Genomic DNA, 23,868 nt, shown 5'->3' with positions numbered 1-23,868 from the left:
TCGACACTCTAGGGCGTGCCAAGGGCCCCGTACGAGCTACGTACGGGGCCCGGTCAGCGTTCACGGCTGCGCTGTTCCCGGCGGGTCCTACATTCCGGCGATCAGCTTCTCGACCCGGTCGTCCACCGACCGGAACGGGTCCTTGCACAACACGGTGCGCTGCGCCTGGTCGTTGAGCTTGAGGTGCACCCAGTCGACGGTGAAGTCGCGCCGCTGCTCCTGGGCGCGACGGATGAAGTCGCCGCGCAGCCGCGCCCTGGTGGTCTGCGGGGGCACGGACTTGCCCTCGAAGATCTTCAGATCGTTGCAGATCCGGGCCGCCTGGCCCTTCTTCTCCAGGAGGTAGTACAGCCCGCGGCGCCGGTGGATGTCGTGGTACGCGAGGTCTATCTGGGCGACCCGGGGGTGCGACATCGTCATGTTGTGCTTGGTCCGGTACCGCTCGATGAGCTTGTACTTGATCACCCAGTCGATCTCGGTACCGATCCGGTCGAGGTCCTCCTCCTCGATGGCGTCGAGCGTCCGCCCCCAGAGTTCGAGGACCTGTTCGACCGTGCCGGTGCGGATGCCTCGGCGCTCGACGAAGTCCACGGCCTTTTCGTAGTACTCGCGCTGCACCTCGAGGGCGGAGGCCTCGCGGCCGCTGGCCAGGCGCACCTTGCGCTGTCCCGTGATGTCGTGGCTGACTTCGCGGATCGCCCGGATGGGATTCTCCAGGGTCAGGTCGCGCATCACGGTGCCGGCCTCGATCATGCGCAGGACGAGGTCGGTCGCGCCGACCTTGAGCAGCATGGTCGTCTCCGACATGTTCGAGTCGCCGACGATGACATGGAGGCGGCGGTAGCGCTCGGCGTCCGCGTGGGGTTCGTCCCGGGTGTTGATGATGGGCCGGGAGCGAGTGGTGGCGGAACTGACGCCCTCCCAGATGTGCTCGGCGCGCTGGCTGACGCAGTAGACCGCGCCGCGCGGGGTCTGGAGGACCTTCCCAGCGCCGCAGAGCAGCTGCCGGGTGACGAGGAACGGGATCAGGATGTCCGCGAGCCGGGAGAACTCTCCGTGGCGGGCGACGAGGTAGTTCTCGTGACAGCCGTAGGAGTTTCCCGCCGAATCGGTGTTGTTCTTGAAGAGATAGACGTCGCCCGCGATTCCCTCCTCGTGCAGGCGGCGTTCGGCGTCGACGAGCAGGCCTTCGAGGATGCGCTCGCCCGCCTTGTCGTGGGTGACCAGTTCGGTCACGTTGTCGCATTCGGGAGTTGCGTATTCCGGATGCGAACCCACGTCGAGGTAGAGGCGGGCCCCATTGCGCAGGAAGACGTTGCTGCTGCGGCCCCATGACACAACTCGGCGGAAGAGGTAGCGCGCCACTTCGTCAGGAGACAGTCGGCGCTGTCCCCTGAACGTGCACGTGACGCCGTACTCGTTCTCCAGCCCGAAAATGCGGCGGTCCATGACTGAACATTACGCCTGATGCCCTGAGCTGAAACCGGGTTCGACAGCACCGCTTCGATCATTTTCATCCATCGACGCGATGTGTTCGGTGCGGCCGGGAACTGCGAGGACCCGTCCGGTGGCCAGCAGAACGAGCAGCGCGGCGATTCCGCCGGCACCTGCGACGGCGAAGCCCGATGAGGTCCCGCCGAGTTCCACGGCCGGGCCCGCGGCCGCCGTTCCGACCGCCGCGCCGATGCCGAACGTGGTGACGAGCCAGGAGAACGCCTCGGTGACGGTGCCCCGGGGGGCGTGCCGGTCGACGACGATGAACGCGCAGGCGATCGCGGGTGCGAGGAAGACTCCGGCGACGGCGGCGAGGGCGGTCATCGCGGGGACGCCGGGAGTGAGCACGAGCGGCAGATAGCCCAGTGCGAGGAGGCCGGTGATGACGCGCAGCCGCCGTTCCGGGGCGCCCGCCCAGTGGCGTGCGCCGTAGACGGCGCCGCCGATGAGGGCGCCGAGGCCGAGGGCGGCCATCAGCCAGCCGTAGACGGATTCGCGGCCGTGGTCGTCGGCGTAGGCGATCCCCGCGACAGTGATGGAGCCGAGCGCGAGGCCGACGAAGAAGAACGAGCCGAGCAGGGCGAGCAGGCCGGGCGAGCGGAGGGCGCCGAGCCAGTGGGCCTCGCGGGGTGCGGATCGCCAGGTTCGGGAGGGTTCGCAGACCACCACGGAGAGCGCGCCGAGAACGCCCACGACGTTGATGACGAGGAGCGCGGCGGCGGGTGAGAAGAGCCAGACGAGCAGCGTCACCAGCAAAGGACCGAGGGTGAACATGACTTCCTGGGCGATCGCGTCCATGGCGTAGGCGCGATGCACCCGGTCCTCGCGGTGGCCGAGAACGCTCGGCCAGAGGGCGCGCAGCCCGCCTTCCAGGGGCGGTGTGAAGAGTCCGGCGATGACGACGGCCCCGTAGGCCACCGGGAGCGAGGCGATGCCGGCCGCGGCGAAGAGGACCATGCCGAGGGCGGAGACGACCGCGGCGGGGAGCTGGACGCGGGGCTGTCCGTGCAGGTCGACGAGTCGCCCGAGGAGCGGCTGGCCTATCGCGGTGGCGAGGCCGTAGACGGCCGCGAGGGCTCCGGCGAGCGTGTAGCTGCCGCCCTCGGCCCGGGTGAACAGGACGATCGCGATATGGGCGGTGCCGTTCGGCAGACGGCCCACCAGCGTGCCCGCGAGCAGCCGGGCGGCGTGCGGCGCCCTGAGGATGTCTGCGTATCCGGAGGCTCCCGCGCCCATGTTCCGCCTCTTCACGTGCTTCGGTCAGGAGGGTTTTACGTATAACTAGATGCCTCATACGTACCATGTCCGCAGACCGCGAGTCCACCCCGCGGCGAGCGAGACAACAGAGCGCGGAGGCGAGTGTGCGGACCCGGGATTCCTCCGGCGGCGCGCGGCCGACCAGCAGGGATGTGGCGAAGGCGGCCGGGGTGTCACAGGCCACCGTCTCGCTGGTGCTGGGCGACAAGTGGCGTGGCCGGGTGTCGGAGCGCACCGCCGGTCTGGTGCGCGAGACGGCCAGGGAGCTCGGCTACCGGCCGAATCTCGCGGCCCGCAGTCTGCGGCTCGGCCGGACGCGGACGGCCCTCCTGGTGGTGCCCGCGCTGACCAACGAGTTCTTCGCGCGGGTGTACGCGGGCGCGGCCGCGGTCGCTGCCGAGCACGGCTTCGGCGTGGTCCTGTATCCCTCCCCCGAGGGCGTCGGCCCCGCGAAGGACCCCTTCGCATCCGCACGCGCCGCACTGGACGGGGTGATCGCCTCCTCGATGGCGGCCCGGGCGCTGGACGCGATCCGCGGCACGGATCTGCCGCTGGTGATGCTCGACAGCGATCCGTCGGATCCGGCCTCCGGGGCCCAGGTGAACCTCGATATCGCCGACGGCATGCGTCAGGTGACGGACCATCTGCTCGGTCTCGGCCACCGCCGCTTCGTCCATCTCGCATCGGCCGTGCCGTCCTGGACCTTCGAGGTACGGGCCCGGGCCCTGGCGGCGTCCCTGCGCGCGGCCCCGGACACGGAGCTGCGCACGTTCCCGGCGCCGCTGGAGGTGGACGGTGCTCGCGAGGCCGCCCAGCGGGCCCTGACCGCGGCCGGACCCCGTCCGACCGCGCTGGTCTGCGACGACGACATCATCGCCGCGGGCGCGTGCAAGGCCGTCCGCCGCCTCGGCCTGCGGGTCCCGGAGGACGTCTCGGTGACAGGATTCGACGATCTGGCCCTCGCGACGGCTCTGGAACCGGAACTCACGACGGTCCGGCTCCCCGCGGAACGCATCGGCGAGGCGGGGATGTCCGCGCTGCTCACGATGCTCGACGGCGGTGCCCCGGCTCGCGGGGCCCTGCCGGTCGCCCTTGTCCCCCGGGGCTCCACGGCGCCGCCGCCGCGCTGACCCGGCCCGCGCCGGCACCGCACACATACGCGCCCCGGCCGCCTGAACGGCCGGGGCGCGTGTGCGAGAGCTCCGGAGGCTACTCCTCCGTGCCGGTCTCCTCCGTGCCGGTCTCCTCCGTGTCGGACGGCACCTCCGTGGGCGCGGACGCCGCGTCGTCCGCCTGCAGCAGACGGGACAGCTGCCGTCCCACGATGCGCTTGAACTTGCGCTGCTGCGGGCGCGTACGGTCCAGGATCGCGACCTCCAGCCGCTCCGCGGGGATCTCCCGCTCGCTGCCGTTGGTGTCGCGGGACAGCGCCTGGACCGCGAGCTTGAGCGCCTCGGCGAGCGACATCCCGTCGCGGTGCCGCTGGTCGAGGAAGGTGCTGATCTGCTCCGCGTTGCCGCCGACCGCGACCGAGCCGTGCTCGTCCACGATCGAGCCGTCGTGCGGCAGCCGGTAGATCTGGTCCCCCTCGGGCGAGGTACCGACCTCGGCGACGACCAGCTCCACCTCGTACGGCTTCTCGCCGGCGCTGGAGAAGATCGTGCCCAGCGTCTGCGCGTAGACGTTCGCGAGGCCACGGGCCGTCACATCGTCGCGGTCGTAGGTGTATCCGCGCAGATCGGCATAGCGGACGCCGCCGATCCGAAGGTTCTCGTACTCGTTGTACTTGCCGGCCGCGGCGAAGCCGATCCGGTCGTAGATCTCGCTGAACTTGTGCAGCGCACGGGACGGGTTCTCACCGACGAAGACGATGCCGTCGGCGTACTGCAGCACAACCAGGCTGCGGCCACGGGCGATGCCCTTGCGGGCGTACTCCGCCCGGTCGGCCATGGCCTGCTGGGGTGAGACATAGAACGGCGTCGACACCGGCTATCCGTCCCTTTCTGTCAGTGGCGAGGGGACACCGCCCCGCGGGAGCTGGGGGCGCATCAGAGCAGCGCGGCGCGCGGCCCGTCGGGCTGTTCGAGCCGGCGCTCCAGGACCGAGCGGGCGGTCTCGGAGGACTCGGCCTCGGTCAGCTTCCGGAAACCCTCGTCGGTGATGACGGTGACGATCGGATAGATGCGACGGGCCACGTCCGGGCCACCCGTCGCCGAGTCGTCGTCGGCCGCGTCGTACAGCGCCTGAATGACGAGGGTGATGGCCTGCTGCTCCGTCAGGTCGTCGTGGTACAGCTTCTTCATCGACCCACGGGCGAAGATCGAGCCGGAGCCGGTGGCCGCGAAGCCGTGCTCCTCGGACCGGCCGCCCGTGACGTCGTAGGAGAAGATGCGGCCCTTCTCGCGGTCGACGTCCCAGCCGGCGAAGAGCGGGACCACGGCCAGGCCCTGCATGGCCATGCCGAGGTTGCTCCGGATCATCGTGGAGAGACGGTTCGCCTTGCCCTCCAGGGAGAGCTGGGCTCCCTCGACCTTCTCGAAGTGCTCCAGCTCCAGCTGGAAGAGCTTCACCATCTCGACCGCGAGTCCCGCGGTGCCGGCGATGCCCACGGCCGAGTACTCGTCGGCCGGGAAGACCTTCTCGATGTCGCGCTGGGCGATCATGTTGCCCATGGTCGCCCGACGGTCACCGGCGAGCACCACGCCGCCGGGGAACGACGCGGCGACGATCGTCGTGCCGTGGGGTGCTTCGATGGCGCCCTGTACCGGTGGCAGGACGCGCTTGCCCGGGAGCAGCTCCGGGGAGTGCTCGCCCAGGAAGTCCATGAACGACGACGAGCCGGGCGTCAGGAAGGCTGCCGGCAGACGCCCGGTGCTACGAGGGTTGGCTTCCACGCGTTTCCTTCCGGATTGGCGGCGGCCCACCTGCTGACGAGCCGCGGGCCGATCTTGCATGCGTTGCACGGACCTTACCCGTGCCGTCGCCGGTCATCCGCCCCGGTGCGGCCTGCCTGAGGCCGGGCGGGCCGGGACGGACGACCGGGATACCCCGACGAAGTCAGGGGGGAGCTACTCTCCGCCCTTTTGCACGAAGGAGCGCACAAAGTCCTCTGCGTTCTCCTCCAAGACGTCGTCGATCTCGTCCAGTACGGAGTCGACGTCGTCCGACAGCTTCTCCTGGCGCTCCTTGAGGTCCTCGGAGGCCTGCGCTTCCTGCGCCTGCTCCTCGACTTCCTCGGTGGAACGCGTGGCCCGCTGCTGCCCGCCGCCGGTGTCCTTGGTCGCCATATCCCTCACCCCGCTCGGTTTGCCCGTTGGTTCGGCTCACTCAAGATCAGACCCTACAAGCAGGGTCTGACATCGGCCCCGCACTTTCCTCAACGTCCGGCAGCCACCTTCATGATTCCCGGACGCGGGCCATTTCAGCCTCCGGACAGCACGCGTACCAGGTCCTCCGCGGTACGGCACCGGTCCAGCAGCTCCTTGACATGATTGCGTGTACCACGCAGCGGTTCCAGCGTGGGCACTCGTTGCAGAGAGTCACGGCCCGGCAGATCGAAGATGACCGAGTCCCACGAGGCCGCGGCGACGTCGTCCGCGTACTGCTCCAGGCAGCGGCCGCGGAAGTACGCCCTGGTGTCCTCAGGAGGCTTGCTCTCGGCCCGCTCCACGTCGGGCTCGTCCAGCAGCCGCTTCATCTTGCCCCGGGCCACCAGACGGTTGTACAGGCCCTTCTCGGGGCGCACGTCGGCGTACTGCAGGTCGACGAGGTGCAGCCGGGCCGCGTCCCAGTCCAGACTGTCGCGGCGCCGGTAGCCCTCGAGAATCTCGCGCTTGGCGATCCAGTCGAGCTCGCCGGACAGGCTCATCGGATCGTTCTCGAGCCGGTTGAGAGTGTCCTCCCAGCGGACCAGGACGTCCTTGGTCTGGTCGTCCGCGTCCACGCCGAAGCGCTCCTCGACGTACTTCCTGGCCAGCTCGAAGTACTCCATCTGCAACTGGACAGCGGTGAGTGTCCGGCCGCTGCGCAGCGTGATCAGGCGCTGCAGGGTCGGGTCGTGGGAGACCTGGTGCAGCGTCCTCACCGGCTGGTCCACCGCCAGGTCCACGTTGATGAAGCCGTCCTCGATCATGGACAGGACCAGCGCGGTCGTGCCGAGCTTGAGGTACGTCGAGATCTCCGACAGATTCGCGTCGCCGATGATCACATGGAGCCGCCGGTACTTCTCGGCGTCCGCGTGCGGCTCGTCCCGGGTGTTGATGATGGGCCGCTTCAGCGTGGTTTCCAGACCGACCTCGACCTCGAAATAGTCGGCCCGCTGGCTGATCTGGAAGCCGTGCTCGTGGCCGTCCTGGCCGATGCCGACGCGGCCGGCGCCGGTGACGACCTGCCGGGACACGAAGAACGGCGTGAGGTGCCGCACGATGTCCGAGAAGGGCGTCTCCCGCTTCATCAGGTAGTTCTCGTGCGTGCCGTAGGACGCGCCCTTGTTGTCGGTGTTGTTCTTGTACAGGTGGATGGGCTGGGCGCCGGGGAGCTGGGCGGCCCGCTCGGCCGCCTCCGCCATGATCCGCTCGCCGGCCTTGTCCCAGAGCACGGCGTCGCGCGGGTTGGTGACCTCGGGGGCGCTGTACTCGGGGTGGGCGTGGTCGACGTAGAGCCGGGCCCCGTTGGTGAGGATCACATTGGCCAGGCCGATGTCCTCGTCCGTGAGCTGGCTGGAATCGGCGGCCTCGCGGGCGAGGTCGAAGCCGCGGGCGTCCCGCAGCGGATTCTCCTCCTCGAAGTCCCAGCGGGCGCGTCGCGCCCGGTGCATCGCCGCCGCGTAGGCGTTGACGATCTGGGACGAGGTGAGCATGGCATTGGCGTTCGGGTGGCCGGGGACGGAGATCCCGTACTCCGTCTCGATGCCCATTACTCGCCGTACGGTCATGCGGCCCTCCTTGCCCGGCGGCGCTCCCGTCCGGGAGCGGCGCTCAAGTACCGCTCGTTCCCCGGTGCGTGTGCGGCGCCCGTCCCCGCACTGCGCAACTCGGCGGTACGGAAGAGCCTAGAACGCCTCTGCGCTGGTGGGGAGATCAATTCAGTCATTGCCCTGTGTGGTCCGATTACCCGTCCGGGGCCCATGGAAAGCAGGCGGCTGCGGATGCCTTCCCCCCTGCCTCCGGCGGGGGGACCCCCAGGCATCCGCAGCCGGTCTGCGATCTACAGGTACTGACCGGTGTTTGCCACCGTGTCGATGGAGCGTCCGGTGTCCGCGCCCTGCTTTCCGGTGACAAGGGTGCGGATGAATACGATCCGCTCGCCCTTCTTTCCGGAGATCCGGGCCCAGTCGTCCGGGTTCGTCGTGTTCGGCAGGTCCTCGTTCTCCTTGAACTCGTCCACGCACGCCTGGAGGAGGTGGGAGACCCGCAGACCCTTCTGGTTGTGGTCGAGGAAGGCCTTGATGGCCATCTTCTTGGCCCGGTCCACAATGTTCTGGATCATTGCGCCGGAATTGAAGTCCTTGAAGTAGAGGACTTCCTTGTCACCATTCGCATAGGTGACCTCGAGGAAGCGGTTCTCCTCGGATTCGGCGTACATCTGCTCCACGACCGACTGGATCATGCCGTGGACCGCCGCCTCCTTGGAACCGGTGTGCTCCGAGAGATCGTCCGCGTGGACCGGCAGCGAAGGCGTGAGGTACTTCGCGAAGATGTCCTTCGCGGCCTCCGCGTCCGGACGCTCGATCTTGATCTTGACGTCGAGCCGGCCGGGCCTCAGGATCGCGGGGTCGATCATGTCCTCCCGGTTGGAGGCACCGATCACGATCACGTTCTCGAGGCCTTCCACACCGTCGATCTCGGCGAGCAGCTGCGGAACGATCGTGTTCTCGACGTCCGAGCTGACACCCGAGCCGCGGGTGCGGAAGAGGGACTCCATCTCGTCGAAGAAGACGATGACGGGAGTGCCCTCGCCCGCCTTCTCACGAGCACGCTGGAAGACGAGGCGGATGTGCCGCTCGGTCTCACCGACATACTTGTTGAGGAGCTCCGGACCCTTGATGTTGAGGAAGTAGCTCTTCCCCGCGGGCTGCCCGGTCACCTCGGCGACCTTCTTGGCAAGGGAGTTGGCGACGGCCTTCGCGATCAGCGTCTTTCCGCAGCCGGGCGGGCCGTAGAGCAGGATGCCCTTCGGCGGCCGCAGTTCGTGCTCCTTGAAGAGGTCCGGGTAGAGGTACGGCAGCTCGACCGCGTCCCGGATCATCTCGATCTGGTTGCCCAGACCGCCGATCTTGTCGTAGTCGACATCCGGGACCTCTTCGAGGACGAGCTCTTCGACCTCGCTCTTCGGGATCACCTCGTACACGTAGCCGGAGCGCGGCTCGAGCAGGAGGGCGTCGCCGGGCCGGATGGTCATGTCCAGCAGCGGCTCGGCGAGCCTGACCACCCGTTCCTCGTCGGTGTGCCCGATCACCAGGGCACGCTCGCCGTCCTCGAGGATCTCCTTGAGGGTGACGATGTCCCCGGCGCGCTCGAACTCCATGGCCTCGACCACGTTGAGCGCCTCGTTGAGCATGACTTCCTGGCCGCGCCGGAGCTCCTCGAGCTCGACGCTGGGGCTGACGTTCACCCGGAGCTTGCGGCCCCCGGTGAAGATGTCCGCGGTGCCGTCCTCGTTCTGCTGCAGGAAGACACCGAAGCCGGCCGGCGGCTGCGCGAGCCGGTCGACCTCCTCCTTGAGGGCCACGATCTGGTCGCGGGCCTCACGGAGCGTGTTCGCCAGTCGTTCGTTCTGAGCGGACACGCCGGCCAGGTTTGTCTGCAGCTCGACGATCCGCTCTTCGAGAATCCTCGTATGACGCGGAGAGTCGGCGAGCTTGCGGCGCAGGACGGCGATCTCCTGCTCAAGATAGGCAACCTGGCCGGCAGGGTCTTCAGACCCCCGTCCCGGCCGGAAGCCGCGGTTGTTGTCGTCGTCGTGGGCTGCCACGGTCCTCACCTCCTCCAAGGGGAGCTGGACGCTTCCTGACCCTACCTGGGTGGGTGGTGATTGAAACCCCTAGATCACAAAGACGGAAGGGGTGTGTCCGATCTTCACCCTTGCGCTCTCCCTCACGCCAGGGGAATACCCACCCATCAACATCGGAAAGCGGGCGGTTGTATCGTCAGAACGGTCAACACCCGTCAGGGCTGGCCCATATTGATACAACACGGCTTGATACACACCGCGCAGGAACGGCAGGCGACATGAACGACGGTCTCGAAGTCTGGATCGACCAGGACCTGTGCACCGGCGACGGCATCTGCGCCCAGTACGCCCCGGAGGTCTTCGAGCTGGACATCGACGGTCTCGCCTACGTGAAGAGCGCGGAGGACGAGCTGTTGCAGGAGCCCGGTGCCACAACGCCCGTGCCACTGCCGCTGCTGACCGACGTCATCGACTCCGCCAAGGAGTGCCCGGGCGACTGCATCCATGTGCGCCGCGTTTCGGACAAGGTGGAGGTGTACGGACCCGGCGCCGAATAGGCGCAGGGTGAGCGGTCACACACCGTCCGTGGCGGAATCGCCCTCGCCGGACTCGACGAACTTCCCCCCGCGCCACTGCCACTTGACCTTCTCCTGCTGATCGGGACAGCAGCTCGGCACGTCGGGCGACGAGTAGCCGAGGAGAGTGGCCGTGACAGCTCCGTCACGGACGGCGAAGTCCGCGACGCTGCGCCGCTTCGCGGGCTCCAGCAGGGTCGCGACCACCCGCGGTGCACCGGCGGTGGACCGGGCCAGCACATAGATGCCGCTCGGCGGGGTGCCGGAGCCCGCCGCGCAGCGGGCCACCACGACCGTCTCGGCGCCGCCGTCCCCGTCGAGGTCCCCCGAGGCCTTCTTGACCACCTGGGTGCCCCCTCCGCCGCACTCCAGCGGCAGCTCGACGGCGATCACGTCCGGGGCCGGGGCCGCGGCTGTCGCGATCCCGGAGTCCGACTGGCCGGCGTTCGCGGGGTCGGGCTGGAACAGTCCCGCCCCGGCGACGACCGCGGCCATCGCCGTCGCGGTGGCGAGCCAGTGTGCCGGGCGGGCGTGGGTGTGCGCGAGATCCGGAACGGCGGAGGTCTGCACTGAGGCGTCTCCTGTGAACAACGGTGCCGGTGGGGGTGCCCCGCATAGTGCCACACGTCACAGGAGGCGGGAACAGGGGGGTACGAAACCTCTACGGGCCGTGCCCAACGTAAAGGAGCCGCCGCCCAGTTCCGATGTGTCCTCCGGGAACTCGGCGGCGGCGCCGTCGCGTTGTGAAGGGCGTCAGCCCTGATGGGCGGTCAGCCCTTGTTCGGGGCTTCTTCTTTCCCTCCGCCCCACCCGACGTAGTCGTCGCCGTAGGCACCCTTGGCCGGACGGCGGCGGCGCATCGGGGGCTCCACGCCGTCCGCGAGACGGCGGGCGGTGACGAGGAAGCCGGTGTGGCCGATCATCCGATGGTCCGGGCGGACGGCCAGACCCTCGACGTGCCAGTTGCGGATCATGGACTCCCAGGGCTGCGGCTCCGCGTAGCAGCCGAACTCGCGGATGGACTCCACGGTCCGGGCGAGCTGCGTGGTGGTCGCCACGTAGCAGCACAGGATGCCGCCGGGAACGAGCGCCTTGGAGACGGCCTCCAGGCACTCCCAGGGGGCGAGCATGTCCAGGATGACGCGGTCGACGTCGGTGTCGGACAGATTGTCCTGGAGGTCACCGACGGTGAGCGTCCATGCGGGGTGAGGTCCGCCGAAGTAGCGCTCGACGTTGCCCTTGGCGATCTCCGCGAAGTCCGCACGCCGCTCGTACGAGTGCAGCATGCCCTCGTCGCCGATGGCGCGGAGCAGGAAGCTGCTCAGCGAGCCCGATCCGACACCGGCCTCGACGACACGCGCGCCGGGGAAGATGTCGGCGAAGGCCAGGATCTGCCCCGCGTCCTTGGGGTAGACCACGGCGGCGCCGCGGGGCATGGACAGGACATAGTCGGGGAGCAGGGGGCGCAGCGCGAGGTAGGCGACGTTTCCCGTGGTACGGACAACACTGCCCTCGGGAGCACCGATCAGCTCGTCGTGCGGGAAGGAACCCTTGTGGGTGTGGAAGTTCTTCCCGGCCTCGAGCGTGAACGTGTAGTGGCGTCCCTTGGGATCGGTGAGCTGGACCTGGTCCCCGACCTTGAAGGGCCCGCGACGGCGGGCGGCACCGGTCGGTTCGGACATGTGACCAGAGTACCGGGCCTTGGTCACGCTCCCGACCGCGCCCGCATGCGGGCGAGCGGGCCGAAGGGGCACGCTGCCGTTCCCCGGCGGCCGGAACGTCCCGGTGGAGTCCCCCTGCCGAGGGGCAGGGGGAGAACGGCCCCTCAGGTCCTCGGTCGTGCCATGGCCTGGACGAAGGCCCGCTCGACGTCCGCCGTGGAGAGCACGCCGTAGATCTCGCCGGTCTCCTCGACCACCAGGTACTCGGAGGCGGGGGTGGCGCGCAGCCGGTCGAGGAGGGCCTCACCGGCCAGTTCGGCGGGAACCCTCATGCCGTCGGTGAGCTCCTGGGCGAGGCCGCTGACGGCAACCCAGGGGCGGCGGTGCTCGGGGACGCCGACGATCGCGCTCTCGCGGACCAGGGCCGTGGGGTCGCCGTGCCCGTCGACCACGACCAGGGCACGGGCTCCTGCCTCGTTGGCGCGGCGGAGGGCCTCGGAGAGCGGGGTGTCGGACTCGACGGGGACGGCTCGCCGGGTGAGGGTGCGGGCGCGCAGTTCGGGGAGGTGCTCACGCAGCCGCGCCATGCGCAGACTGTTGCCCGCGCCGGTCCAGATGATCGCGGCGAGGATGGCCGCGAGCAGGGCGTCGGTGACGGTGTCCATGCCGCCGAGCTCCGTGCTCGGGTTGCCCAGCACGCCGGTGTGGGTGAGCAACGGCAGGCCGACGAGGACGGCGACGGCGAGCGCCCGGCCGACCCAGGCGGCGGCCACGGTGCCGCTCATCGGCTTTCCGGTGATCTTCCAGACGACGGCGCGCAGCATCCGGCCGCCGTCCAGCGGCAGTCCCGGCAGCAGGTTGAACGCGGCGACGATGAGGTTGGAGATCATCAGGCCGGCCAGCAGGACACGGGGGACGGTGTCCGGCTCGACGACGTACATCCCGAGGTAGAAGACCCCGGCGAGGACGAGGGACAGCAGCGGTCCGACGAAGGCGAGGACGAATTCGCGGCCGGGTGTCTCGGACTCCTTCTCGATCTCCGACACTCCGCCGAAGAACTGGAGCTGGATCCGGCGTACGGGCAGCTTGTAGCGGAGCGCGACGACCGTGTGGGCCAGCTCGTGGACGAGCACGGACGCGTAGAAGGCGACCGCGAAGAAGAGCGCGACGAGATAGCGGGCGCCACCGAGTTCGGGCAGGGCTCTGTCGAGCTGCCCGCCGAAGACCCAGGTGATGAGGGCCGCGACCAGGAACCAGCTGGGAGCGACGTACACGGGCACGCCGAAGGGACGGCCCATGAGGATGCCGCCGCCCGGATCCGTGGAGCGCTGCGGCTTTCCGCCTCCCGGGTCCGAGGCCTCCGTCCCGGACCGCGGCCGCGTGCTGCTACCGCTCTCCTCGTCCTCTTTCACGGGTTCCCTTCGTTGCGAGACGTCGCGCCGCGAGGCGTCGCTCGCTCGGTCTTGTCTCGATCATGCAGTGCGAGAGGGTCTGCCGTCGATGGTATGCCGCTCGCTGTCAGTGGCGGGCCGTAGGGTCTGAGTCATGAGTACGAGTCAGCCTCCCGCCGCGGAAGGCCGCGTGCCCGCTTCGGCGGTGCCGCCGCCCGTCCTGGACGACCCGCCCTCGGTGGCGGACGGCCATCCGGCCCCGCCGGAAGGACAGCCGTCCGTGCCGGGGAGCCGGCCGCCCATGTCGCTGTCGCCTTCGCGCGCGAGCGATTTCATGCAGTGCCCTCTGCTGTACCGCTTCCGGGTGATCGACAAGCTCCCGGAGAAGCCGAGCGAGGCGGCCACCCGGGGCACGCTCGTCCACGCCGTGCTGGAGCGGCTCTTCGACGTGCCGGCGGTGGAGCGTACGGCGCCGCGGGCGAAGGCGTTGATCCCCGGCCAGTGGGACCGGCTGCTGGAGTCGAAGCCGGAGCTGGGTGAACTGTTCGCCGAGGACGCGGGGGGCGAGCGGCTGGCGCGCTGGCTGTCGGAGGCCGAGCAGCTCGTCGAGCGGTGGTTCTCGCTGGAGGATCCGACGCGTCTGGAGCCGGCTGAGCGTGAGCTGTTCGTGGAGACGGAGCTGGAGTCGGGGCTGCGGCTGCGCGGGGTGATCGACCGGGTCGATGTGGCGCCGACCGGCGAGGTGCGGATCGTCGACTACAAGACGGGCAAGGCCCCCCGGCCCGAGTACAGCGAGGGCGCGCTGTTCCAGATGAAGTTCTACGCCCTGGTGATCTGGCGGCTCAAGGGCGTGGTGCCGCGCCGGCTTCAGCTGGTGTACCTGGGCAGCGGCGAGGTGCTGACGTACGACCCGGTCATGGCGGATCTGGAGCGGGTGGAGCGCAAGCTGCTGGCGCTGTGGGAGGCGATCATGCAGGCCACGGAGACGGGCGACTGGCGGCCACGGCCGACGAAGCTCTGCGGCTGGTGCGACCACCAGGCGGTGTGTCCGGAGTTCGGCGGCACGCCGCCGGCGTACCCGCTGCCGGTGGGGCCGACGGGGGCCCCGGCGTAAGCGCATAAGCAAGGCCTCCTGCGGGTGCGCCGGGTGGTCCGTACCCGAGCTCCCCCAGAGCTTCGCCCGGAGGCTGGGGACGTCCCTGCCGTCCCGGCGGAACGGCCGCCCGCGAGCCATGTGCCGGGTCAGGGCAGAATGGGCCCCGTCCAGCACTCTTGAGGAGATCTCGTGGCTATCCGCGTCCTACTGGTCGACGACCAACCACTGCTGCGCACCGGATTCCGGATGATTCTGGAGGCCGAGCAGGACATCGCGGTGGTGGGTGAGGCCGGGGACGGTCTTCAGGCTCTGGACCAGGTGCGCGCGCTGCAGCCCGATGTGGTGCTGATGGACATCCGGATGCCGCGGATGGACGGGGTGGAGGCGACCCGCCAGATCACCGGCCCGGAGCGGGACGGTCCGGCGAAGGTGCTGGTGCTGACCACCTTCGACCTCGACGAGTACGTCGTGGAGGCGCTGCGGGCGGGGGCGAGCGGCTTTCTGCTGAAGGACGCCCCGGCGACTGAACTGGTGCAGGCGATCCGGGTGGTCGCGGGGGGCGAGGCGATGCTCGCGCCGAGCATCACGCGCCGGCTTCTCGACAAGTACGCGGGCCATCTGCCGTCCGGCGAGGAGCCCGTCCCGGACACGCTCCACACGCTCACCGAGCGCGAGGTCGAGGTCCTCAAACTGGTTGCCCGCGGGCTGTCGAACGCGGAGATCGCGGCGGATCTGTTCGTCAGTGAGACGACGGTCAAGACCCATGTCGGCCATGTGCTGACGAAGCTGGGCCTGCGCGACCGGGTGCAGGCCGCGGTGTACGCGTACGAGAGCGGCCTGGTGCGCCCCGGCGCCCAGTGACCGGAGCGGCTCGGGTGGGCAAGGGGCCCAGATGAGCAGAACGGCCCGGTAAGCAAAGGCTCGGTAAGCAAAGGGGCTCGGTCCGCCAGGCGGACCGAGCCCTTCGCTGTCGGTCTTCGTCAGCCCTTCTTGATCTCCCAGAAGCGGAAGACCGTCGACGCGTCGAGCGTCCACTCCAGACCGGTGATGTTGCCGTTGAAGACGGCGTACTGCTTGCCCTGCCACAGCGGGAGGATCGGCAGATCCTCGGCGACGAGGTCCTGGAGCTTTCCGAACTTGTCGCCCGTGGCCGAGCGGTCCGCCACGGCCGCGGTCTCCGGGATGATCTTCCCGGTGATCTGCTCGTTCTCGTAGCCGTTGCCGAGGACGTTGCCCTCGCCGAAGAACGGCTGGGTGAAGTTGTCGGCGTCCGGGTAGTCGGGGACCCAGCCCTTCACATAGACGCCGTACTTACCGGCCTGGATGTCCTTCTCGTACTGCTCGAACTCGACGGACTTGACGTCCGCATCGAACAGCCCGCTCTTGTTGAGCTGCTGCGCGATCGCCCGCATCTCCAGGTCCGTGGCGGGACCGTAGCGGCTCGGCGTCGACCAGAGAGTGATCTTCACCTTCTCGTCGATGCCGGCCGAGCGCAGGGCCTTGCGGGCCTTGTCGGGCTGCGGGCTGCCGCCGTAGCGGTCGAAGAAGGCGGTGTTGTGGCCGGCGATTCCGGCCGGGACGATCGAGTGGAGCGGCTCGGCCGTGCCCTTGTAGACGTCCCGCACCAGGGCGTCGCGGTCCACGAGATAGGCGAAGGCCTTACGGACGGCGAGCTTGCCGGCGATCGGGTCCTTCATGTTGAAGACCAGGTGCTGGACCTCGGCGCTGCCGCCCTCGACGACCTCGATGCCCTGCTCGCCGGCCGCCACGGATCCCTTGAGCCCGTCGATGTCGTGCGAGGTCAGTCCTCGGTAGGCGACATCGACATCGCCCTGCTTGAGCGCGGAGCCGAGGCCCTGCTGGTCGCCCCGGAAGAACGTGAGGGTGACGCCGGTGTTCTTCACCTGAGCGGTGCCCTTGTACTCGGGGTTGACCGAGAAGACAGCCTCCTTCTCGCTGAAGGAGTCGAGCTTGTACGGACCGGAGCCGACCGCCTTGCCGTCGGTGCGCAGGGATCCGGCCTGGTACTCGCGGTGGTCCACGATGGATCCCGCACCGGAGGCGATCTTGCTGGGGAAGGTGGCGTCGGGCACCTTCAGCCGGAAGACGACCGTCCGCTCGTCGGGGGTCTCGATGCTGTCGATCGTGGAGAGCAGCGGCCCCGGGCCGGAGTCACTGCCGATCTTCAGCGCCCGCTCGAAGGAGAACTTGACGTCCTTCGAGGTCAGGCTGTTGCCGTTGCTGAACTTGAGGCCCTCGCGCAGCGTGCAGCGGTACACGGTGCTGCCGCTGCTGTCGAAGTTGCACTTCTCCGCGGCCTCGGGCTGCGGGGTCGAGCCGCCCTTGGGGAAGCTCAGCAGGGACTGGAAGACGTTGTTGAACAGCAGCCACGAACCCGGGTCGTAGCCGTCCGCGGGGTCCGTGGCGAGAACCTCGTCGGAAATGCCGACGGCCACCCGGACGCCGTCGCCGTCGGAGCCGTCACCCTGCTCCGAGCCGCAGCCCGCCAGCAGGACAGCGGACAGACCCGCGGCGAGCGGAGCCGTCGTTCTCTTGAGTCGTGCCTTCACAGATCCTTGCCTCTTGCTCTCGTGGCCGGCCGCGCCCTTCGCGGCCGGGGTGATGAAGGTCAGGCGGTGCCGCGCTCGAGCTCCCACAACTGGAGGTCGGAGGAGGAGTTCAGCGTCCACTCGACGCCGTTGATGTCCGTCCGGGCGGCGACGTACTGCTTGCCCTGCCACAGCGGCAGCACCGGCACATCATTGGCGACGATGTCCTGCAGCTTGGCGAAGGGGGCGGACGCGGCGCTGCGGTCGGCCTCGCGGCGGGACTGCGGGATGAGCTGATCGCGCGCGGCGGTGCTCACATAGGGGGTGTTGAGGAAGTTGTCCTTGTCCAGGAACGGGGCAATGAAGTTGTCCGGGTCCGGGAAGTCGGGGAACCAGCCGAGGCCGTAGACGGCGTACTCGCCGCGCTTCTGGGCGGGCCGGAACTCCGCCCACTCGGTGCCCTTGACGGTGACGTCGAAGAGCGCGGTGGCGTTGAGCTGGTCACGCAGCGCCGCGAACTCCTTGGCCGTGCCGGATCCGTAGCGGTCGCTGGTGTAGTGCAGGGTGAGCTTCACCGGGGTGGTGATCCCGGCGTCGCCGAGGATGCCGGCGGCCTTCTTGCGGTCCGGCTCGCCGTACTTGTTGAAGAACGCGTTGGTGTGGCCGGTGATGCTCGACGGGACCAGCGAGTAGAGCGGCTGGGCGGTGGCACCGTAGACATTGCTCGCGATCCGGCCACGGTCGATGACGGAGGCCATGGCCTGACGGACCGCCTTGTCCTTCACGGACGGGCCCTTGGTGTTGAAGCCGAGGTAGCGGATCTCCAGGCCGGGCATCTCGCTGAGCTCGATGTCGTCCTTGGGGTGCTCGGCGAGGTCCTTGATCTGCTCCGGGGACATCACACGAGCCATCATGTCGATGTCACCGGACTCGAGCGCCGTGCCCATGGAGTCGGCGTCGGGGTACGAGCGCAGCTCGACCTTGTCGTTGCGGACCTTCAGATCGCCCTTGTAAGCGGGGTTCTTGGTGAAGACCGCCCTGACGAGCTTCTCGCCGTCGGTCTGGGCCCTCATGGTGTACGGGCCGGAGCCGTCGATCTGGAAGCCGTCGCGGAGCTTCTTCCCGTCGTACGCGTCGCGGCTGACGATGCCGGCGACGGGCGTGGAGAGCTTGTACGGGAACGTGGCGTCGGGCGTGCTGAGGTGGAAGACGATCTCCTCCTCACCCTTGACCTCGATGGTGTCGATGTTGGAGAGAAGCGCGGCCGTACCGTTGTCGGACTTGATGTCGAGTACGCGTTCGATGGAGAACTTCACGTCCTCGACGGTGACGGGCTTGCCGTTCGCGAACGTCAGACCGTCACGGAGGGTGCAGCGGAAGCTCTCGCTCTCGGTGTCCGTGAATCCGCAGCGGGACGCGGCTTCGGGCACCGGCCGGCCGCCGCCGCGCGGGATGTGCATCAGTGTCTGTACGGTCTGACGCAGGACGTTCCAGGCGCCGGTGTCGTAGGCGTAGGCCGGGTCGAAGGGTGCGGGAGCATCGCCGGTCGCGACGAACTGGTCCGTGGTGCCCACGACTATGGCGTCGCCTCCGCCGGAGCCACCGGGCGTGCTGCCACAGGCGGCCAGTGCGGGGGCGAGCAGGCCGATCACGGCCGGCAGCACCAGAGTCCTGCGGTTCATCCTGGACGTTCTCCCTCAATCCCTCACTGGGATACAGCGGTGTTACGGGACACTCCGCCGCACCGCCCGGTCGGGGCGGTGCGATGGGGCCGGGATACAGAGCGATCGGTGTGGCTGCCGCGGTGACTTGGATGGTCTCCGAGGCGCATCGTTGCTGCGGCGAAGTTCTCGCGACGAGATTAGTGGGCCGCACCATGAACGCTGGACCGGGCCGAAGTTGAGGCGTAAACGCCTGGTGATCAGGCATAGCGGGATGTCGATATTCACGCGTCGGAATGATTCGTACATCTCTCCATCAATCCGGACACAAGGGCACGCCCGAAGCACCCCAGACCGGGCCCTGACGGCCTGGACCGGGCTATTTATGCAGTGCACCGAGTGGTGATGAGTGACGAACGTCACGCCGATGCGTGGTTACGGAAAATACACGGGCTGCTGCCGAGAGTTTCCGGCGTTATTCGCATACACGCTCGGTGAATACGTCAGTTCATTCGAGTGATCAATGTACGCAGAAACGACAGGTCGACTTCCTCGAGTGAACCGACGACGACCCGGCCGTCGGCGGGCGCGATCGGCGCGACGGAAGGGACCGCGACGACCCGGCAGCCGGCCGCCTCGGCGGCGGCCACACCTGTGGCGGTGTCCTCGATGACGGCGCATCTGGCGGGTTCGGCTCCGAGCCCCCGGGCCGCGAGGAGGTACGGGTCGGGGTGCGGCTTCGTACGGACCACCTCGTCGCCCGCGACGGTGAGTGCGAAGCGGTCACGTCCGAGGGAGGCCAGGACCCGGTCGATGATGCGCCGGTGGGAGGCGGAGACGAGGGCGGTGGGTACGTTGTGCGCGGCCAGCTCGGCGAGCAGCCGTTCGGCGCCCGGCATCAGCGGCACTCCGCGGCCGATGCGGTTCTCGAAGCGTTCGTTGAGCAGCACGGTCAGTTCGGCGAGGGTGATGTCCGCCCCGGTCGCCTCGATGAGGTAGCCCGCGCTGCGGGTCATCGGACCGCCGACCACCACGTCGCGCCAGGCCTCGTCCAGGTCGTGGCCGAGGTCCGCGAAGACCTCCACCTCGGCGTCCCACCAGAAGCCCTCGGTGTCCACGAGGGTGCCGTCCATGTCGAGGAACACCGCCTGCAGGGCGGAGCCCCCGGCCGTGCGGGTCAAGGACGCGGGGACCGTACTGGTCATCCGGCACACCTCCATGAGGGAAGAGAAGGCCGGCCGCCCTCCCGGTGGAGGGAGGACGACCGGCCTGCACTGGACCGACCAGTGTACGACGCTCGCCGTCGAAGCGCGCGGCACGCCACCCGGGTGCGACCTGCGGGGTCCCTTAAGGGCCCTGTCGGGCGATGCTGTGCCACCGGGGCAACCCGCCCGGACCCTGGCCCCCGGGCCCCGGACCCCTGCGGCAGCGCCCTATCGGGCGTTGAAGTACTTCGCCTCGGGGTGGTGGATGACGATCGCGTCGGTCGACTGCTCGGGGTGGAGCTGGAACTCCTCGGAGAGCTTGACGCCGATCCGCTCGGGTTCGAGCAGCTCCGCGATCTTCGCTCGGTCCTCCAGATCCGGGCACGCTCCGTAACCGAGGGAGAAGCGGGCGCCCCGGTACTTCAGCGCGAACATGTCCTCGACGTCCGCCGGGTCCTCGGCGGCGAAGCCGAGTTCGGCGCGGACCCGGGCGTGCCAGTACTCGGCGAGCGCCTCGGCCAGCTGGACGGAGAGTCCGTGCAGTTCGAGGTAGTCGCGGTACGAGTCGGACGCGAAGAGCTTGGCCGTGGCGTCGCCGATCTTCGAGCCGACGGTGACGACCTGCAGCCCGACGACGTCGCGCTCACCTGACTCCTCCGGGCGGAAGAAGTCGGCGAGGCACAGCCGGCGGCCGCGTCGCTGGCGCGGGAAGGTGAAGCGGGTGCGCTCGGAGCCGTCGTCGTTGAGCAGGATCAGGTCGTCACCCTTGGACACGCAGGGGAAGTAGCCGTAGACGACGGCCGCCTCCAGCATGTTCTGGGTGTGCAGCTGGTCCAGCCAGCCGCGCAGCCGCGGACGGCCCTCGGTCTCCACCAGCTCCTCGTAGCTGGGGCCGTCGCCGGTACGAGCCTGCTTGAGGCCCCACTGGCCCTTGAACAGCGCGCCCTCGTCGAGCCAGGAGGCGTACTCCTTGAGCTGGATGCCCTTGACGACCCGGGTGCCCCAGAAGGGCGGCTCGGGGACGCGGTTGTCGGTGGCGACGTCGGAGCGTACGGCTCCTTCGTCGACGCCCTCGTCGACGACCGCGGCCGTCGTGGCCCGGACCCGGCGCTGCTTGAGCTCGGGGAGGGCGGCGCCCGGGACGCCGCGCTTGACCGCGATCAGGGCGTCCATCAGGCGCAGGCCCTCGAACGCGTCACGGGCGTAGCGCACCTCGCCCTCGTAGATCTCGTGCAGGTCCTGCTCGACGTAGGCGCGGGTGAGGGCGGCGCCGCCGAGGATCACCGGGTATTCGGCCGCCAGCTTGCGCTGGTTCAGCTCCTCCAGGTTCTCCTTCATGATCACGGTGGACTTCACCAGGAGGCCGGACATGCCGATGACATCTGCCCTGTGCTCCTCGGCGGCTTCCAGGATCGCGGAGACGGGCTGCTTGATGCCCAGGTTGACGACGTTGTAGCCGTTGTTGGAGAGGATGATGTCCACGAGGTTCTTGCCGATGTCGTGGACGTCGCCGCGGACGGTGGCGAGCACGATGGTGCCCTTGCCCGCCCCTCCCTGGCCGTCGGCCACCTTCTCCATGTGCGGTTCCAGGTAGGCCACCGCGGACTTCATGACCTCGGCGGACTGCAGGACGAACGGCAGCTGCATCTGGCCGGAACCGAACAGCTCACCGACGACCTTCATGCCCTCCAGGAGGGTGTCGTTGACGATGTCGAGCGCGGGCCGCTCCTGGAGTGCCTCGTCGAGGTCGGCCTCCAGGCCGTTCTTCTCACCGTCGATGATGCGGCGCTTCAGGCGCTCCTCCAGCGGCAGGGCGAGGAGTTCCTGGGCTTTGCCGGCCTTCAGCGACTTGGTGTTGACCCCTTCGAACAGCTCCATGAGCTTCTGCAGCGGGTCGTAGCCCTCGGAGCGCCGGTCGTAGATCAGGTCCAGGGCGGTGGTGACCTGCTCGTCGTCGAAGCGGGCGATCGGGAGGATCTTGCTCGCGTGCACGATCGCCGAGTCGAGGCCCGCCTTCACGCATTCGTCGAGGAAGACGGAGTTGAGCAGGATGCGGGCGGCCGGGTTGAGGCCGAAGGAGATGTTGGACAGGCCCAGGGTGGTCTGCACCTCGGGGTGGCGGCGCTTGAGTTCGCGGATGGCTTCGATCGTGGCGATGCCATCCTTGCGGGACTCCTCCTGACCGGTGCAGATGGTGAAGGTAAGCGTGTCGATGAGGATGTCGGACTCGTGGATGCCCCAGTTGACGGTGAGGTCCGTGATGATCCGCTCGGCGATGGCGACCTTGTTCTCGACGGTGCGGGCCTGGCCCTCCTCGTCGATGGTGAGCGCGATGAGAGCGGCGCCGTGCTCCTGCGCCAGCCGGGTGACCTTCGCGAACCGGGACTCCGGCCCGTCGCCGTCCTCGTAGTTGACCGAGTTGATCACGGCACGCCCGCCGAGCTTCTCCAGGCCGGCGCGGATGACATCGACCTCGGTCGAGTCCAGCACGATGGGCAGCGTGGACGCGGTCGCGAAACGGCCGGCCAGCTCCTCCATGTCGGCGACGCCGTCGCGGCCGACGTAGTCGACGCAGAGGTCGAGCATGTGGGCGCCTTCGCGGATCTGGTCGCGGGCCATCTCCACACAGTCGTCCCAGCGGCCCTCCAGCATGGCCTCGCGGAACTTCTTCGAGCCGTTGGCGTTCGTCCGCTCGCCGATCGCCATGTACGACGTGTCCTGGCGGAACGGCACGGTCTGGTAGAGCGAGGCGGCGCCCGGCTCGGGGCGCGGCTCGCGCCGGGTCGGGGCGAGGTCACGGACGCGCTCGACGACCTGGCGCAGATGCTCCGGGGTCGTACCGCAGCAGCCGCCGACCAGGGAGAGTCCGTATTCGCGGACGAAGGTCTCCTGGGCGTCGGCCAGCTCGGCGGCGGAGAGCGGGTAGTGCGCCCCGTCCTTCCCCAGCACCGGCAGACCGGCGTTCGGCATGCAGGAGAGCGGGATGCGGGAATGGCGGGCGAGGTAGCGCAGGTGCTCGCTCATCTCGGCCGGGCCGGTGGCGCAGTTCAGCCCGATCATGTCGATGCCGAGCGGCTCCAGGGCGGTGAGGGCCGCGCCGATCTCGGAGCCGAGGAGCATGGTGCCGGTGGTCTCGACGGTGACCGAGCAGATCAGCGGCAGGTTCGTGCCGGTGGCGTCCAGGGCGCGGCGGGCACCGATGATCGAGGCCTTGGTCTGCAGCAGGTCCTGGGTGGTCTCGACGAGCAGCGCGTCGGCACCACCCGCGATCATGCCTTCGGCGTTCCGCTGGTAGGCGTCACGCAGCGCGGTGTACGGGGCGTGGCCGAGGGTGGGCAGCTTGGTGCCGGGGCCCATGGAGCCGAGCACCCAGCGCTGCTGTCCCGAAGAGGCGGTGTACTCGTCGGCGACCTCGCGGGCGATACGGGCGCCGGCCTCGGACAGCTCGTACACCCGCTCGGGGATGTCGTACTCCCCCAGCGCGGCGAGGTTCGCTCCGAAGGTGTTCGTCTCGACGCAGTCGACGCCGACCTCGAAGTAGGCGGAGTGGACCGAGCGGACGATGTCCGGGCGGGTCACATTGAGGATCTCGTTGCAGCCCTCGAGGTTCTGGAAGTCGTCGAGGGTGGGGTCCTGCGCCTGGAGCATCGTGCCCATCGCCCCGTCGGCGACGACCACACGGGTGGCCAGCGCCGCGCGGAGGGCGTCGGCGCGGGTCCTGCTGTCAGTGGACGTACCACTACCTGCGGACGTACCACTGCCTGCGGAAGTCGGGCTGTCGGCGGAAGGGGTCGGCAACGAGGCCATGGATGTGCTCCCTGGGATGCGACGGCTGTCGGCTTTGCGGCTTCCTGCGGAAGGCGCACTCGGTCAGCGTAGCCGGGCACGGTCGCACACGGCGGCCCGGTCCAGGGGGTGGACTCCGGGTGATCCCGGAGATGACCGGGTGCGCAGCGTCTTGACACACTGTTCCGGCAGTAACACTGATTCGGTATCGGCCGATAGTGTTCAGCATTGTCGAACGATGT

Annotated in this window: 18 protein-coding genes; 4 read left to right on the top strand and 14 right to left on the bottom strand. The window is 68.9% G+C overall.

What is annotated here, in order from left to right:
• Nucleotides 1–87 precede the first annotated feature (87 nt).
• Entirely contained in the window at nt 88–1,449 is a 1,362-nt protein-coding gene (gene pafA / locus ACZ6ZQ_RS08485; RefSeq protein WP_469767801.1) for a Pup--protein ligase, read from the bottom strand.
• Between the two features lie 9 nt (nt 1,450–1,458).
• Nucleotides 1,459–2,730 carry an MFS transporter gene (locus ACZ6ZQ_RS08480; RefSeq protein ID WP_469767800.1) on the bottom strand — a complete coding sequence of 424 codons (1,272 nt, stop codon included), beginning with the start codon at nt 2,728–2,730 and terminating at the stop codon, nt 1,459–1,461.
• A gap of 65 nt (nt 2,731–2,795) precedes the next feature.
• Between ACZ6ZQ_RS08480 and ACZ6ZQ_RS08475 the strand changes: the two genes are divergently transcribed.
• The gene (locus tag ACZ6ZQ_RS08475) at nt 2,796–3,881 is read left to right on the top strand and encodes a LacI family DNA-binding transcriptional regulator (protein WP_469767799.1); all 1,086 of its coding nucleotides are present in this window, start codon (nt 2,796–2,798) and stop codon (nt 3,879–3,881) included.
• Between the two features lie 79 nt (nt 3,882–3,960).
• Here ACZ6ZQ_RS08475 and prcA read toward each other — a convergent pair whose 3' ends face one another.
• The 5 genes from prcA to arc all read right to left on the bottom strand — a co-directional run bounded on the left by prcA (nt 3,961) and on the right by arc (nt 9,723).
• Entirely contained in the window at nt 3,961–4,737 is a 777-nt protein-coding gene (gene prcA, locus ACZ6ZQ_RS08470; RefSeq protein WP_469767798.1) for a proteasome subunit alpha, read from the bottom strand.
• Between the two features lie 62 nt (nt 4,738–4,799).
• On the bottom strand, nt 4,800–5,645 hold the full coding sequence (gene prcB / locus ACZ6ZQ_RS08465; RefSeq protein WP_453668533.1) for a proteasome subunit beta: 846 nt from the start codon (nt 5,643–5,645) through the stop codon (nt 4,800–4,802).
• Nucleotides 5,646–5,819: 174 nt separating this feature from the next.
• The gene (locus ACZ6ZQ_RS08460) at nt 5,820–6,038 is read right to left on the bottom strand and encodes a ubiquitin-like protein Pup (RefSeq protein ID WP_266375567.1); all 219 of its coding nucleotides are present in this window, start codon (nt 6,036–6,038) and stop codon (nt 5,820–5,822) included.
• Between the two features lie 134 nt (nt 6,039–6,172).
• The gene (gene dop, locus ACZ6ZQ_RS08455) at nt 6,173–7,684 is read right to left on the bottom strand and encodes a depupylase/deamidase Dop (protein ID WP_453668532.1); all 1,512 of its coding nucleotides are present in this window, start codon (nt 7,682–7,684) and stop codon (nt 6,173–6,175) included.
• A 272-nt stretch (nt 7,685–7,956) separates the two neighbouring features.
• On the bottom strand, nt 7,957–9,723 hold the full coding sequence (arc, locus tag ACZ6ZQ_RS08450; protein ID WP_469767797.1) for a proteasome ATPase: 1,767 nt from the start codon (nt 9,721–9,723) through the stop codon (nt 7,957–7,959).
• 257 nt (nt 9,724–9,980) lie between these two features.
• Between arc and ACZ6ZQ_RS08445 the strand changes: the two genes are divergently transcribed.
• Nucleotides 9,981–10,259 carry a ferredoxin gene (locus ACZ6ZQ_RS08445; RefSeq protein ID WP_469767796.1) on the top strand — a complete coding sequence of 93 codons (279 nt, stop codon included), beginning with the start codon at nt 9,981–9,983 and terminating at the stop codon, nt 10,257–10,259.
• A 15-nt stretch (nt 10,260–10,274) separates the two neighbouring features.
• Here the strand turns inward: ACZ6ZQ_RS08445 and ACZ6ZQ_RS08440 are convergent, their stop codons facing one another.
• From ACZ6ZQ_RS08440 to ACZ6ZQ_RS08430, 3 genes are all read right to left on the bottom strand, one after another.
• The gene (locus tag ACZ6ZQ_RS08440) at nt 10,275–10,847 is read right to left on the bottom strand and encodes a hypothetical protein (protein WP_469767795.1); all 573 of its coding nucleotides are present in this window, start codon (nt 10,845–10,847) and stop codon (nt 10,275–10,277) included.
• A 200-nt stretch (nt 10,848–11,047) separates the two neighbouring features.
• Nucleotides 11,048–11,959: a tRNA (adenine-N1)-methyltransferase gene (locus tag ACZ6ZQ_RS08435; RefSeq protein WP_469767794.1), complete on the bottom strand. Its 912-nt coding sequence runs from the start codon at nt 11,957–11,959 to the stop codon at nt 11,048–11,050.
• 143 nt (nt 11,960–12,102) lie between these two features.
• Nucleotides 12,103–13,350 carry a site-2 protease family protein gene (locus tag ACZ6ZQ_RS08430; protein ID WP_469767793.1) on the bottom strand — a complete coding sequence of 416 codons (1,248 nt, stop codon included), beginning with the start codon at nt 13,348–13,350 and terminating at the stop codon, nt 12,103–12,105.
• Nucleotides 13,351–13,483: 133 nt separating this feature from the next.
• Here ACZ6ZQ_RS08430 and ACZ6ZQ_RS08425 point away from each other — a divergent pair, with 133 nt between their 5' ends.
• Together ACZ6ZQ_RS08425 and ACZ6ZQ_RS08420 are read left to right on the top strand one after the other, a co-directional pair.
• Complete coding sequence (locus ACZ6ZQ_RS08425; RefSeq protein WP_469767792.1) at nt 13,484–14,443, top strand: RecB family exonuclease; 960 nt, start codon at nt 13,484–13,486, stop codon at nt 14,441–14,443.
• 171 nt (nt 14,444–14,614) lie between these two features.
• The gene (locus ACZ6ZQ_RS08420; RefSeq protein WP_453667334.1) at nt 14,615–15,286 is read left to right on the top strand and encodes a response regulator; all 672 of its coding nucleotides are present in this window, start codon (nt 14,615–14,617) and stop codon (nt 15,284–15,286) included.
• Nucleotides 15,287–15,405: 119 nt separating this feature from the next.
• Here the strand turns inward: ACZ6ZQ_RS08420 and ACZ6ZQ_RS08415 are convergent, their stop codons facing one another.
• From ACZ6ZQ_RS08415 to metH, 4 genes are all read right to left on the bottom strand, one after another.
• A complete protein-coding gene (locus tag ACZ6ZQ_RS08415; protein ID WP_469767791.1) occupies nt 15,406–16,995 on the bottom strand; it encodes an ABC transporter substrate-binding protein in 1,590 nt (529 codons plus the stop codon).
• Nucleotides 16,996–17,054: 59 nt separating this feature from the next.
• Nucleotides 17,055–18,656, bottom strand: coding sequence for an ABC transporter substrate-binding protein (locus ACZ6ZQ_RS08410; protein ID WP_469767790.1), 1,602 nt, complete (start codon nt 18,654–18,656; stop codon nt 17,055–17,057).
• Nucleotides 18,657–19,138: 482 nt separating this feature from the next.
• Nucleotides 19,139–19,840 (bottom strand): HAD family hydrolase, encoded by a 702-nt coding sequence (locus tag ACZ6ZQ_RS08405; protein WP_469767789.1) that lies wholly within the window; start codon nt 19,838–19,840, stop codon nt 19,139–19,141.
• Nucleotides 19,841–20,068: 228 nt separating this feature from the next.
• Nucleotides 20,069–23,647: a methionine synthase gene (metH, locus tag ACZ6ZQ_RS08400; protein ID WP_469767788.1), complete on the bottom strand. Its 3,579-nt coding sequence runs from the start codon at nt 23,645–23,647 to the stop codon at nt 20,069–20,071.
• Between the last annotated feature and the right edge of the window lie 221 nt (nt 23,648–23,868).

The sequence above is a fragment of the Streptomyces sp. NPDC053673 genome, assembly GCF_055585225.1.
This window is presented reverse-complemented; position numbering and strand designations above follow the sequence as displayed.

What these genes read in the sequence shown, in the direction of transcription:
- pafA (WP_469767801.1), bottom strand. Translation starts at nt 1,449, where the DNA reads ATGGACCGCCGCATTTTCGGGCTGGAGAACGAGTACGGCGTCACGTGC.
- ACZ6ZQ_RS08480 (WP_469767800.1), bottom strand. Translation starts at nt 2,730, where the DNA reads ATGGGCGCGGGAGCCTCCGGATACGCAGACATCCTCAGGGCGCCGCAC.
- ACZ6ZQ_RS08475 (WP_469767799.1), top strand. Translation starts at nt 2,796, where the DNA reads ATGTCCGCAGACCGCGAGTCCACCCCGCGGCGAGCGAGACAACAGAGC.
- ACZ6ZQ_RS08460 (WP_266375567.1), bottom strand. Translation starts at nt 6,038, where the DNA reads ATGGCGACCAAGGACACCGGCGGCGGGCAGCAGCGGGCCACGCGTTCC.
- dop (WP_453668532.1), bottom strand. Translation starts at nt 7,684, where the DNA reads ATGACCGTACGGCGAGTAATGGGCATCGAGACGGAGTACGGGATCTCC.
- ACZ6ZQ_RS08445 (WP_469767796.1), top strand. Translation starts at nt 9,981, where the DNA reads ATGAACGACGGTCTCGAAGTCTGGATCGACCAGGACCTGTGCACCGGC.
- ACZ6ZQ_RS08435 (WP_469767794.1), bottom strand. Translation starts at nt 11,959, where the DNA reads ATGTCCGAACCGACCGGTGCCGCCCGCCGTCGCGGGCCCTTCAAGGTC.
- ACZ6ZQ_RS08425 (WP_469767792.1), top strand. Translation starts at nt 13,484, where the DNA reads ATGAGTACGAGTCAGCCTCCCGCCGCGGAAGGCCGCGTGCCCGCTTCG.
- ACZ6ZQ_RS08410 (WP_469767790.1), bottom strand. Translation starts at nt 18,656, where the DNA reads ATGAACCGCAGGACTCTGGTGCTGCCGGCCGTGATCGGCCTGCTCGCC.
- ACZ6ZQ_RS08405 (WP_469767789.1), bottom strand. Translation starts at nt 19,840, where the DNA reads ATGACCAGTACGGTCCCCGCGTCCTTGACCCGCACGGCCGGGGGCTCC.
- metH (WP_469767788.1), bottom strand. Translation starts at nt 23,647, where the DNA reads ATGGCCTCGTTGCCGACCCCTTCCGCCGACAGCCCGACTTCCGCAGGC.